This window comes from Paraburkholderia heleia NBRC 101817 (assembly GCF_000739775.1).
In the GTDB taxonomy this organism is placed as follows: Bacteria; Pseudomonadota; Gammaproteobacteria; order Burkholderiales; family Burkholderiaceae; genus Paraburkholderia; species Paraburkholderia heleia.
In genome coordinates this window covers 38867-51436 of the sequence record NZ_BBJH01000006.1, presented here as the reverse complement: position 1 = coordinate 51436, position 12570 = coordinate 38867, and the positions used below count along the sequence as shown (strand labels likewise).

General features: G+C 65.0%; 11 protein-coding genes. 4 read left to right on the top strand and 7 right to left on the bottom strand.

Annotated features, from left to right (window positions below; all coding sequences use genetic code 11):
• Positions 1 to 26: 26 nt before the first annotated feature.
• The 7 genes from BHE01S_RS05905 to BHE01S_RS05875 all read right to left on the bottom strand — a co-directional run bounded on the left by BHE01S_RS05905 (position 27) and on the right by BHE01S_RS05875 (position 7825).
• Positions 27 to 821, bottom strand: a complete 795-nt coding sequence (locus BHE01S_RS05905; protein ID WP_042261607.1) for a DeoR/GlpR family DNA-binding transcription regulator — start codon at positions 819 to 821, stop codon at positions 27 to 29.
• A gap of 77 nt (positions 822 to 898) precedes the next feature.
• The gene (pdxA, locus tag BHE01S_RS05900) at positions 899 to 1900 is read right to left on the bottom strand and encodes a 4-hydroxythreonine-4-phosphate dehydrogenase PdxA (RefSeq protein WP_042261605.1); all 1002 of its coding nucleotides are present in this window, start codon (positions 1898 to 1900) and stop codon (positions 899 to 901) included.
• A gap of 49 nt (positions 1901 to 1949) precedes the next feature.
• Positions 1950 to 3206: a four-carbon acid sugar kinase family protein gene (locus BHE01S_RS05895; RefSeq protein ID WP_042261604.1), complete on the bottom strand. Its 1257-nt coding sequence runs from the start codon at positions 3204 to 3206 to the stop codon at positions 1950 to 1952.
• Complete coding sequence (locus tag BHE01S_RS05890) at positions 3203 to 4201, bottom strand: 2-keto-3-deoxygluconate permease (protein ID WP_042261602.1); 999 nt, start codon at positions 4199 to 4201, stop codon at positions 3203 to 3205. Before BHE01S_RS05890 ends, BHE01S_RS05895 begins: the two co-directional genes overlap by 4 nt.
• A 554-nt stretch (positions 4202 to 4755) precedes the next feature.
• Positions 4756 to 6117: an MFS transporter gene (locus tag BHE01S_RS05885; RefSeq protein WP_042261599.1), complete on the bottom strand. Its 1362-nt coding sequence runs from the start codon at positions 6115 to 6117 to the stop codon at positions 4756 to 4758.
• A gap of 270 nt (positions 6118 to 6387) precedes the next feature.
• Positions 6388 to 6933 (bottom strand): hypothetical protein, encoded by a 546-nt coding sequence (locus tag BHE01S_RS05880; RefSeq protein ID WP_042261597.1) that lies wholly within the window; start codon positions 6931 to 6933, stop codon positions 6388 to 6390.
• Between the two features lie 76 nt (positions 6934 to 7009).
• Positions 7010 to 7825 (bottom strand): PAS domain-containing transcriptional regulator, encoded by an 816-nt coding sequence (locus BHE01S_RS05875; RefSeq protein ID WP_042261595.1) that lies wholly within the window; start codon positions 7823 to 7825, stop codon positions 7010 to 7012.
• Positions 7826 to 8029: 204 nt separating this feature from the next.
• Between BHE01S_RS05875 and BHE01S_RS05870 the strand changes: the two genes are divergently transcribed.
• From BHE01S_RS05870 to BHE01S_RS05855, 4 genes are read left to right on the top strand one after another with little or no spacing between them, the layout of a single operon-like run.
• Positions 8030 to 8908: an FAD binding domain-containing protein gene (locus BHE01S_RS05870; RefSeq protein ID WP_042261593.1), complete on the top strand. Its 879-nt coding sequence runs from the start codon at positions 8030 to 8032 to the stop codon at positions 8906 to 8908.
• Between the two features lie 30 nt (positions 8909 to 8938).
• Positions 8939 to 9469, top strand: a complete 531-nt coding sequence (locus BHE01S_RS05865; protein WP_042261591.1) for a (2Fe-2S)-binding protein — start codon at positions 8939 to 8941, stop codon at positions 9467 to 9469.
• A 17-nt stretch (positions 9470 to 9486) separates the two neighbouring features.
• Positions 9487 to 11901, top strand: a complete 2415-nt coding sequence (locus BHE01S_RS05860) for an aerobic carbon-monoxide dehydrogenase large subunit (protein WP_042261589.1) — start codon at positions 9487 to 9489, stop codon at positions 11899 to 11901.
• 30 nt (positions 11902 to 11931) lie between these two features.
• Entirely contained in the window at positions 11932 to 12570 is a 639-nt protein-coding gene (locus BHE01S_RS05855) for an SRPBCC family protein (RefSeq protein WP_042261586.1), read from the top strand.

The following is a 12570-nucleotide window of genomic DNA, read 5'->3' as shown; positions in this document are numbered from 1 at the left end:
GGTCCGTCGTGATTCCGGGCGGGCGCTCAGGAAAGGGGCGGCGTCCCGACTTCTGCAGCCAGCTCGACGCTGACCTCGTCGCGTTCGCGAAATGGCGCGAGCGCCGCTTCGTCCGCGAGTGCCGAGGTGATCAGCCGCCAGTCACGCAGCAGCGGCGTCCAGTGCTGCTGACGTGCGCGGCCGAGCTTGTCCGAATCGGCGAGCACGATCACCTCAGCGGCGCGTGCAACAATGCATTCCTTGAGCCAGGCTTGCTGGGCCGACGCCTCGCACAGGCCGAATCCCGCCACCACGCCGTCCGCGCCGAGAAACGCGACATCGACCGTCAGCCGGCCCAGCATGAGTTCAGCGAGCGGCCCGAGCGTGCTCATGCTCGAACTGCGCAGCTCGCCGCCGATCAGCGTGAGCCGCACGCCCGGCGCGTTGGCGAGCGCCGTTACCGCGAGCAGGTTGTTCGTGACGACATGCAGGTCTTCGCGCGTGGACAGGCGGCGCGCAAGCGCGGCACACGTCGTCCCTCCGTCGAGCAGCACAGTATCGCCATTGCGAACGTGGGCCGCCGCCGCCTGCGCAATGGCTTCCTTCTGTTCGCTGTGCGCCGACTTGCGCTCTTCGAGCGAAGCCTCGGGTTCATGGACGCCAACCAGCGCCGTTGCCCCGCCGTACGTGCGCACAAGGCGGCGCTGCTTCGCGAGCACGGTCAGGTCGCGCCGGACTGTCGCTTCCGACACCTCCAGCGCGGCGCACAGTTCCTCGACGCTCGCGTCCCGGGTACGGACAAACTCAAGAATGGCCTGATGGCGTTCGGTCGTCTTTTTCACTTCGTCAGCTGCGTCGCAAGGGGCGGTAACCAGGGGATTGCAATCTTACCCGACCCCTTGCGTGCGCGCCCATGGCTTCAGTGGCGGCGCGTCGCCAGTTCCGCCCCCTGGCGCAAGGCTTCGAGCATGCTGCCTTCATCCACGACGCCCTTGCCGGCAATGTCGAACGCGGTGCCGTGATCGACGGACGTGCGGATCACTTCCAGTCCGACCGTCACGTTCACACCGGCCTCGAGGCCGAGCACTTTCACCGGACCATGTCCCTGGTCGTGATACATCGCCACCACCAGATCGAAGTCGCCGCGGCCGGCGCGGAAGAACAGCGTGTCGGCGGGCAGCGGTCCCGTGACGTCAAGGCCGCGCTCCTGCAGCCGCTTGACTGCCGGAATGATCTTCTCTTCTTCCTCGCCGTAGCCAAACAGGCCGTTTTCCCCCGCGTGCGGGTTGATCCCGCACACGCCGATGCGCGGCCTATCGATACCCGCCTTCACGAGCGTTGCGTTGCCGCGCTCGATGGTCCGCTGCACGAGACCCGGCTCGATCTTGCGGATCGCGTCGATGATGCCGATGTGCGTCGTCACGTGGATCACGCGCAGTTGCGGCGCGACAAGCATCATCGATACTTCTTCGACGCCGGTGAGGTGCGCGAGCATTTCCGTATGGCCGGGATACTTGTGGCCGCCCGCATGCAGCGCTTCCTTGTTCAGGGGCGCCGTGCAGATCGCATCGATCTGGCCGGCCTGGGCGAGTGCGGCTGCGCGCTTGATGTACTGGTACGCTGCATCGCCCGCAACGGCCGACAGCTGCCCGAACGGCAGGTCTTCAGGAATCAGGCCGAGGTCGATGCAGTCTATCGTGCCCTGCTCGTAGCGTGCCTGTTCTGCATTCTCGATGCGGCGAACCTTCATCTGACCGCCGACGATGGTATTCGCGCGTTCGAGACGCTTTGCATCGCCAATCACGAGCGGACGGCATTGCGCGTAGACCGACGCGTGCGCCAGGCTCTTGACGACGACCTCCGCGCCAACGCCGGCTGCATCGCCCATCGTGATGCCGATTACGGGAAGATAGTTGCTCATGATGTGATCTCTTTTGACGTCAGGGTTTGCTTCTGTTCATGCACGGACATCAATGGGGTGCGACGTCCGTTTGGGTTTCATTGCGCAGGGTCAGCCACGCCGCGTACAGCGCGCGGTCGGTACCGAAGGCGCCCGCCTTCGTGACGATGCCGGGGCGATGTTCGCGGGCGGCATCAAGGGGTCGCGCCACCGCCACGCCGGCTTCGACTTCGGCCAGCAGATGCAGATCGGTAATCTTCGCAACTGCAAGCATCGCACGCGCGGTTTCGCCGCCCGTGGCGATCAGACCACCGGCCTGCGTGAAATGCGGCTCGACAAGCGCTGCGAGTGCTGTCGAAAGCTGCATGCCTTCGGCCGGATCAAACGCGTCGTCACGTCCAATGCGCAGCAGCAGATCGCGGCCCGAGCGAAGCGGCACGGCGATCTGACGCTGCCACTTGCCCCAGTCGGGATGGCTTGCACCCGAACGCAGTACAACCGGCGGCACAATCCGCTCCTCAACGCCGCCGCGCTCGCGCAGCATGGCGCATTGCCGCTCGCTCACGGCGGACAGGCTGCCAACGAGAATGAGGATCGGGCCGCCGGGGAATGCCGTGGTCCTGGCATCGTTGCGCACACGTGCGCGCTGATCGAGCGCGGCTATCTCTCGCGCGAGACCGCCCGAGCCGACCCAGAAAAAATTCGCACTGCTTTGCAGCGTCGCCTGCGCCAGTGCGCGCAGCGCCGGTTCGGATTGCGCGTCGACGATCAGCGCCTGCACGCCGCGGGCGGCGTTCGCCTCGATGCGGGTCGCGAGCGCCTGCGGATCGTCGCGCAAGGCGTCGGCGTCGAGGCGCTCGGAGGCGAGACCTGCCCGCGTTAGCTGTGAGGCAATGTCCGCGCAGCGACCGCTGTGCTCCAGCTGCCACGTCGCCGTCTGCTCCAGGGGTTCGCCGTGCACGTAGACCCGGCCTTCGCGCACCGTGCGCCCGGTGGCCGGAAACGCGGGGGCAATGATGGCCATGCCAGCGAGCGCCTGCAGCCGCGCCACTTCAGCCGCCCAGTTCCCGCGCAGTGTCGAATCGATCTTCTTGTAAAGCCGCTGGCCGCTCACGCTCATTTCGGCATATGCGGCCGCCGTGCGCGCCGACGCCTCTTCAGGCGACAGACGGCGCGTATCGGTGTCGACGGCGATGGTATCCGCGTCGTCGTGCGCCTGTGTGCGTGCCGCTTCCAGCGTGACGACCGTACGATGCCCCGCACCCGCAAAGCCAGTCGCGCAGTCCGCGGCGCCCGAGAGGTCGTCCGCAATGATCAGGATCTTCATTGCACCTGTTCCGCCTGATTCTGCGCTCCGGCATTGACGTGCCGCTGCTGGTAGCGTTTCGCGATGGACGCCGTGAGGATCGGCGAGAGGATCGCGGTCACGACGACGCACGCCGCGACGAGCAGCGTCGCGCTTTGTGCTGCCGGCTCGTACACCGGGTTCGCTGCGGCGACGAGCGCAGGTACCGCGGCCGCGTTGCCTGCGGTATTGGCTGCGGCCACGCCGGCGACGCCGGTGCCGCCCGTCAGGCGATCGGCGAAATACAGCGGAATGCCCGTCACGACGACGACCGCGACGCCGAGTCCGATCCCGAGCAGTCCAGCCTGCCATACCTTGTGCAGATCGAGACCCGCGCCGAGCGCCAGCGCGAAGAACGGAATCATGACCGGGACCGCCTTCGCCAGAAACGCGCGCATCTCGCGATCCAGATTGCCGAGCAGCATGCCGAGAGCCAACGGCAGGATGCTGCCCACCAGGGTCTGCCACGGGAATGCCGAGAGCCCCGCCACCCCGAGCGTGACCATCGTCAGGAACGGCCCGGATTCGAGCGACATCAGCGTGTAGGCGCCCACGTCTTCCGAGCGGCCGTACTGGCCCATCAGCGCCATGTAGAGGCCGCCGTTGGTATCGTTCATCGCCGCGACGACGGCAAGCGTCGAGATCCCCGCAAAGAGTCCGGCAGAGATTGGCTGCTCGCCGAGCAGATGACCAAGTATCACGCCGACGATCACGGCCGCACCGACCTTCGTGACGAGCAGCGCACCGCCTTTCTTCATCAGGTAGGGCGTCGCCTTCACATCGATGCCCGCGCCCATGCATACGTAGAAGACGGCGAGGATCGGCAGCGCGCCCGTGAACAGCGCATTGGTGAATGAGCCGAAGAATTTCGGCATGCCCGGCATGAACGTCGCGACCATCGAGCCGGCCAGCAGCGGCACGATCATCATGCCGCCGGGGATGCGTTCGATCGAGCGCTTGATTGGAATCTGAACCATGCATGTCTCCTGGCTTTATTTGTTGCGGTGATTGGTTCGCGCACGAGCCAACCTAAAAATGATCATGTCGATCAGATCGAAGTGTAATATTGGTCGGAGATTTGCGCAAATCAATCACATGAATGATTGCAGCGATCATCTGAAGCCGGGGAGAAAAAATGGGGGCAGATAATCAGCGAAGCTGGCGAACCGGCAAGATTGGCCCAGCCCGGCGACTCCATTCAGCGACTCCGCAAAATAGCGCCGCACTTGTTACTCCCAACCTGCGATTGCCGGCGCGAAACTACTCATGTGACACACGAGGCGACGACACGTAGCGGATGCAATCGCACCGCAGCAAGTTGCCCAATTCAGGAGGTCGCAAAAGCCATGAGTTCATCAGCCGAAAACGGAAGGAAAGGCGGGCAGCCCGCCATGCTCACTCCACCGGTCGTTTCATCGCAAGTGTAGGAAGAGGCGCGCGCAGACCCCAACCTACCAGTGGTGGAACTGGCACGACAGCTACACCGTGAGCAGAACGTAGAAAAGAACGATGCCGAAGGCCAGCGTGAGCGTCAGACTGAATTGTGCGGCGCGTCTTGCAGACCTCGCGCCACGACGCGTTCTGTCATGCCTTCATGCGGATGATCGTCAAGCGATAGCCGCGACGTTTCCGGCAAGGCCATCCCGCCAATCAGTGCGAGCAGCGAGACGGCGATCAGGTAGAAGGCGGGCGAGACGCTGTTGCCCGTCGACTCGATCAGCCAGGTGGCGACAAGCGGTGCCGTGCCGCCAAAGATCGTATAGGCCAGGTTGTAGGTGATCGCTGAAGCGGTATAACGCGTTCGGGTCGGAAAGACTTCGGAGAGCAGTGCCGCCGTGACCACACCCGAGAGGACCGCGCCCAGCGCGAGCATGCACGCACCGGCAATCGCGGATCGAAAATCGCCCGACCCTCCCAGTGAGAAAGAAGGGTACACCGCGGCGATCAGGATGGCACATGCCGTGAAGACGGTTTTCCGTCTTCCCACTGCGTCCGAGTAGAGGCCGGCAAGCGGACAGATGGCCGCGGCGAATACGAGTGCAACGACCGTCACCCACAATGCGCTGGCGCGGCCTAGATGACCGACGACCTGCAGATACGTCGCAAAATAGGTCGTGAAGGTATAGAAGGAGAGCGCAGTTACGGACACGAAGGCACCCAGGCGCACGATCGCGCTTGCCTGGGTCCTGAGCGTTTCGCGCAGTGGGGCGTGCGCCAGGTCGTGATCGTGTTCGACTGCGGCGAATGCCGGCGTTTCGCCAAGGCGCGTGCGCAGATACAGCCCGACGAGGCCGATAGGCGCCGCAGCGATGAACGGGATTCTCCAGCCCCAGCTGCTCATTGCCTCCGGCGACAGCGCGGCGTCGAGCCCGGACGCCACCACGGCGGCGCTCGCGAACGAGAGGAATGTGGAGACCGGGAGAAAGCTTCCGTAGCGCGCGCGCTGGTGTTTCGGCGCATGTTCCATCAGATACGCGCAGGCGCCTGCGTACTCGCCGCCGGCGGAAAAACCTTGCACGCAGCGCACGATCGCGAGCAGCAAGGGGGCAAGCATGCCGACCGATGCGTAGGTCGGCAGGAAGCCGATGACCGTTGTTGCACCGGCCATGATCAGGATGGTCAGTGCCAGCGTTTTCTTGCGGCCCACCCGGTCTCCCACCACGCCGAAGAAGATGCCGCCGAGCGGCCTGAATGCAAAGGCGACGGCGAAAACCGCGAAGGTCTTCATCAACGCGATCGCCGGGTCGCCATTCGGGAAGAACTGGCGAGTCAGCAGTGTTGCCAGAAATCCGTACACGGCGAAGTCGAACCATTCGACAAAATTGCCTACCGCAGCGGCAACGATCACCTTGCGAAGCGTCTTCGGGTCCACCTTGGGCTGGTACGCTTTCATTGTCTGGCTGTCCCTTGTGCGTTGAATAAGGCGTGCGTATCACCCCCCGAATGGCGAAGCCATGAGAGGCGAGCGGTTTCAGGCTGACGTCGCACGGTGATGATTTGCACAGTTAATGCGACCAGAAATGCCGCTCCTAGAACGAAGCCGACATGGTGACGCGCTGGAAGCGACATCCAGATGTGCTGTCGCGCGAAGGCAAGACAACGTCGCCTTTCGAAGGGCTTTTCGGCTGCGCAAAAGCGCGCATTTCCGCACGGAGCGCGACGACTATTCGGCGGGAGCCGGCTGAACGCTATTTTCTGGTTGAGGTTCGCCGGGCATTTGCGACGTGGGCGCGACGTCTTCTTCCGGCGTCGGTGCAACGGTGTGAACGGCGGGCGCCGGGACGCTCTTGACCACGACGGGTGCCTCGGAGACCGGCGCGGGTGGGCCGGGCTGCGCGCTATGGGCACCGGTCATGCCCGTGCCGACGTTCGAGCTCGTGGTGTTCGCGCTTTTGAGCAGACCGTGCGAATCGAACAGGAACACGGCCGCGGAGGAGTGCGTGTCGGCGCCGGCGACCAGTGAACCGATGAACGGGATATAGCTTTCCGGGTGCGGCCTCGACGTCACGTAGGTGTAGACGAGCAGCGTCGAGCCATCGTCCAGCGCGGTCTCGACCGATGCCGGACCGAGCGCGGCGATCACGTCCTGCAGTGTCGTTACGCCGTGCCTGAAGTTTGCCATCTGCTCGGGCCTGACCTCGACGCCGGCCGTCACGCAGCCGGCGAGCAGTGTGCCGCACAGTAGCCCGGTGACCACTTCGCGCTTCATGTCGCCTCGCCCCCTGATACATGAATTCTAGGACGAAGGAGACTGGTTGGCAGGAGTCAAGCGGTCGGCGCCTGCCTCAAACCACGCCGAGCCACTCTTTCAGTTGTGCGGCGCGTGAGCGGCTCACCGGCACGACGCTGCGTTCGCCGTCGTCCATCACGAGGTTTACGCTGTCGTCGGCTTTGACGAGTTCGACCGCGTACGGCAGGTTGACGATGTGGCTGCGATGCACGCGCAAAAACGTATTGCTGTCGAGCCGCAGTTCGAGGTCCGCAAGCGACAGGTTGGAGAGGTAGCGATCGTCCTTCGTGACGATCGTCGTGTAGTGGCCGTCGCCCTGAAAACGCACGACGTCCTGCAGGTCGATCAGCATCACGCGGTTCTTGCGGTACACCGGAATCTTGAAGAGCCGCCGCGGCGGGGTGGGCGCGCCGGCGAGCGACTGAGCCGGCGGCTCGGCCGACGGCTCGGTCGTGAGGTCGGTGAGGTCGTAGAAAATCATGCAGGTGCCGCACGCGCCGTTCATGTCCGACATGCGGGACACCTTGAGCATGAGAATGCGGTCGGGAATGTTGATCATCATCGCAACCGGCGGCGGCGACTTCACGGGGCAGCCACCGGCGTCGCGCGACTGCAGCAGAAAGCGCAGCTTGTCGCGGCTTTTTGCCGGGTGCAACTGCACGACATCGATGCCGAACAGCTTCTCCTGGGCCACGCCCAGCGACTGCTCGCCCGCAGGTCCGAGAATCTGCAGCGCGACGTCGTTGAACGCACTGACGCGCCCCTGCGCATCGAGCCACACCACGCCCGGATTGAACTGCTCGAGGCGGTGCTGAAAAGTCTCGGCGCGGCGCGCGTCGGTGGACGGCATGGCGTGCTCGAACGGTTTCATCCAGGGTTCTCCCCGATGCTGCCGCGGCGTTGTGCGTGGCGTCTGCGGCGGCGGGACGCTGCCTCAGTATTATGTCCTTTCCCCTTTTCACGCAAGTTTTCCGGCACCCGGCGCAGTCACGCCGCCATTCGGGAAAACCCGTTGAATTGCTGCGTTGCATTGTGAAATGCTGAACTTCAACGCAATGACAACAAGGTGACCCGTGTGATTCCCCGTCCATTCGAATACCACGCTCCGCAAACCTTGTCCGAGGTGTTCGCCTTGCTCGGCGCACACGGCGAAACGGCGAAGCTGCTCGCGGGCGGCCACAGCCTGCTGCCGATGATGAAACTGCGCTTTGCCCAGCCCGATCACCTGATCGACCTCGGCCGGCTGGCCGAGCTCAAGGGCATCCGCGAAGAAAACGGCACGCTGTGGATCGGCGCGATGACGACCGAGAACGAGCTGATCTGGTCCACGCTGCTGCAAGCGCGCTGTCCGCTCATCGTCGAGGGCGCGCGGCAGATCGCCGACCCGCAGGTGCGCTATCGCGGCACGCTGGGCGGCGATCTTTCGCACGGCGATCCCGGCAATGACCATCCCGCGCTGATGATCGCGCTCGATGCTTCGTTCGTGCTGCAAGGCGCGGCGGGCGAGCGCGAGGTGAGCGCGGACGGCTTTTTCGTCGGCACCTATGCGACGCTGCTCGCGCCCGGCGAGATCATGACCGGCATCCGCATTCCCGTGCCGCAGCCCGGCACCGGCTATTGCTACGCGAAGCTCAAGCGCAAGACCGGTGACTTCGCGACCGCGGCGGCGGCCGTCACGCTGCGCCTGGGCGGCGGCCACGTCGAGCACGCGCGCATTGCTCTGACGAATGTCGGCGACACGGTGATCCGCGCCGTGGACGCCGAGCAGGCCCTGATCGGCAAGCCGTTCGACGCGCGCGCGCTCGACGAAGCGGCGCGGCTCGCGATGGCGGCGTGCAATCCGGTGGAGGATCTGCGCGGCGACGCCGACTACAAGCGCGCGATGACGGGCGAGATGACCCGCAGGGCGCTCAATACCGCCTTCGAACGGACCGCAAACGCAGCACGCCCCTGACGCAGCGACCTGACTCACGGAGATCGCGAGATGGCCAGCAAAACCATGGTGTCGTTCAGCCTCAACGGCAGCGAGGTCGACGTCGTCGTCGAGCCGCGCGAACTGCTGATTCACACGCTGCGCGAAAAATGCCAGCACACCGGGCCGCATATCGGTTGCGAGACGTCGCATTGCGGCGCCTGCACCGTCGATTTCAACGGCATGTCCGTGAAATCGTGCACGCTGCTCACCGTACAGGCACAGGGCGCTGAAATCCGCACGGTGGAAGGGCTCGCCGAAGGCGGCGCGCTGCATGCGCTGCAGGAAGGCTTCATGCAGGAGCACGGGCTGCAATGCGGCTTCTGCACGCCCGGCATGCTGATGCGCGCGTACCGCCTGCTCCAGGAGAATCCCGCGCCGACGGAAGCGGAAATCCGCTACTGGATGGCAGGGAACCTGTGCCGCTGCACGGGCTATCAGAACATCGTGAAGGCCGTGCAATACGCGGCGCGCAAGTTGCGCGGCGAAGCGGCCGAAACCTCGCATCCGCTCATCGAAGCGGGCGCGGTACACGCGCACTGAGCGCCGGGAGAGACGCCATGAACCATCCCGACGCCAATCTCGAACGTCTCGCCGCGCTCGAAGGCATGGGCTGCTCGCGCAAGCGCCGCGAGGATCCGCGCTTCATCCAGGGCAAGGGCAGCTACGTGGACGACATCAAGATGCCGGGCATGCTGTTCGGCGTGATGGTGCGCAGTCCTTACGCTCATGCGCGCGTGAAGCGTATCGACAAGGCGCGTGCGCTCGCGCATCCCGGCGTGCACGCCGTGCTCACGGCGGACGACCTCAAACCCCTCAAGCTGCACTGGATGCCGACGCTCGCAGGCGACGTGCAGGCGGTGCTTGCCGACGAAAAAGTCTGCTTCCAGAATCAGGAAGTCGCATTCGTGGTGGCCGACGACCGCTACGTCGCCGCCGACGCGGCCGAACTCGTCGAGGTCGAGTACGAGGCATTGCCCGCGCTCGTCGATCCCATGAAGGCGCTCGCACCCGACGCGCCCGTGATTCGCGAGGACATCCGCGACAAGGACGGCGGCGCGCATGGGGCGAGAAGGCATCCTAATCATATCTTCACGTGGACGATGGGCGACCGGGACAAGACGGACCGCATGTTCGAGAACGCGGAAGTCACGGTCAGGCAGGATATCGTGTATCCGCGCGTGCATCCGTGCCCGCTCGAAACCTGCGGCTGCGTCGCGTCGTTCGACAAGGTGCGCGGCGACCTCACGGTCTACATCACGTCGCAGGCGCCTCACGTCGTGCGCACTGTGGTCGGGCTGCTGTCGTCGATTCCCGAGTCGAATATCCGCATCATTTCGCCCGACATCGGCGGCGGCTTCGGCAACAAGGTCGGCGTGTATCCGGGCTACGTGACGTCGATCGTGGCGTCCATCGTGCTCGGGCGTCCGGTCAAGTGGATCGAGTCGCGCAACGAGAACCTCTCCAGCACCGCGTTCGCGCGCGACTATCACATGACGGGCGAGCTGGCCGCCGGCAAGGACGGCCGCATCAAGGCACTGCGCGTGAATGTGGTGGCCGACCACGGCGCGTTCGACGCGTGTGCCGATCCGACCAAATGGCCTGCCGGCATGTTCCATGTATGCACGGGCTCGTATGCGATCCCGAATGCGTTCGTCAGCGTCGAGGGCGTGTACACGAACAAGTTTCCGGGCGGCGTCGCCTACCGCTGTTCGTTTCGCGTGACCGAGGCCGTGTACCTGATCGAGCGCATGGTGGACGTGCTCGCGCAGAAGCTCGGCATCGACAAGGCGGAGATCCGCTTGCGCAACTTCATCGGCCGCGACCAGTTCCCGTACACGACGCCGCTTGGCCTCGAATACGATTCGGGCGACTACGAGACCGCGCTGAAAAAGGTGCTGGCCGCCGTCGATTACGACGCGCTGCGCAAGGAGCAGGCACAGCGCCGCGCCGACCCTGATGCCGAGTGGCTCATGGGCATCGGCGTCGTGAACTTCACCGAGATCGTCGGCGCCGGGCCGTCGAAAATGTGCGACATCCTTGGCGTGGGCATGTTCGATTCATGCGAGATTCGCGTGCATCCGGACGGCTCGGCCATCGCTCGCATGGGCACGATCACGCAGGGTCAGGGACACCAGACCACCTACGCGCAGATCATTGCATCGGAGGCTGGCATTCCCGCCTCGAAAATCACGGTGGAAGAGGGCGATACCGCCACGGCGCCCTACGGCCTCGGCACCTATGGCTCGCGTTCGACGCCCGTTGCGGGCGCCGCGGTGGCGCGCGCCTCGCGCAAGATTCGCGAGAAGGCGCGCCGCATCGCCGCGCATCTGCTCGAAGCGAGCCCGGACGACGTCGAGTTCGATCTGGACCGCTTCGTGCTGAAGGGCTCGCCGGATGCGTTCAAGACCGTGAAGGAGGTCGCGTGGGCCGCGTATCACAACGTTCCCGAGGGCCTCGAGATGGGCCTCGAGGCCGTCGACTATTACGATCCGCCCAACTTCACGTTCCCGTTCGGCGCATACGTCTGCGTGCTCGACATCAACCGCTATACCGGCGAGATTCGCGTGCGCCGCTTTTACGCGCTCGACGACTGCGGCACGCGCATCAATCCGATGATCATCGAGGGGCAGATTCACGGCGGCCTGACCGAAGGCTTCGCCGTCGCGCTCGGACAGGAACTGCCGTACGACGAAGCGGGCAACCTGCTCGGCGCGACGCTGCTCGACTACTTTGTGCCGACGGCCGTGGAAACGCCGCATTGGGAAACGGACTTCACGGTGACGCCTTCGCCGCACCACCCGATCGGCGCAAAGGGCGTGGCCGAATCGCCGCACGTGGGCTCGATTCCATGCTTTACCGCAGCCGTGGTCGACGCTTTCGCGCATCTCGGCGTCACGCACATGAACATGCCGCACAACGCATTTCGCGTGTGGCAGCAATGCCGCGAGCTGGGATTGACGCGGCCAGTCTGAGCCGAAGCACGCGCGCATGAGGAGTCCGCAATGAAAGTCGTACTCGACAAGGCATTTGCGCTCGACGCGAGCGCGGAGCGCGCCTGGGCGTTGATGCAGGACATCGAGGCGGTGGCCGGCTGCATGCCGGGTGCGAAGATCACCGAGCGCGTCGACGATACGCACTACAAAGGAACCATCACGGTGCGGCTCGGGCCGGCGACGATGGCGTTCAAGGGCGACATCGAAGTGCTCGCGCTCGACGCCTCGGCACGCAGCCTGCATCTGCTCGGCAAGGGCACGGATTCGACCGGCAGCTCGGCGGCGACGATGGATCTCACGGCCAGTGTGCAGCCCACGGGCGAGACGAGCACGCTGGCCGGCAAGAGCGAAGTGACGATGAGCGGCAAGGCCGCCGCGCTGGGCGGGCGGCTCATGGGACCGGTGTCGGAGCAGCTGCTCAAGCAGTTCGTCGCGAACTTCTCGGCGCGCCTGAGTGCCGTGGCGCCGCCGCCGCAAGCCACGGCAGGCGCTGCCGGGAGCGCGGCGGACGAGCCGGTATCGGCGCCGGTTTCGAGGGCGGCCGCCGCGCCTGCGCAAGCCACCGAGCTCAATGGCATTGCGTTTGTCTGGGCCATCGTGCGCGACTGGCTGCGCGGGCTTTTCACGCACAAGGCGCAAGGCCGCTGA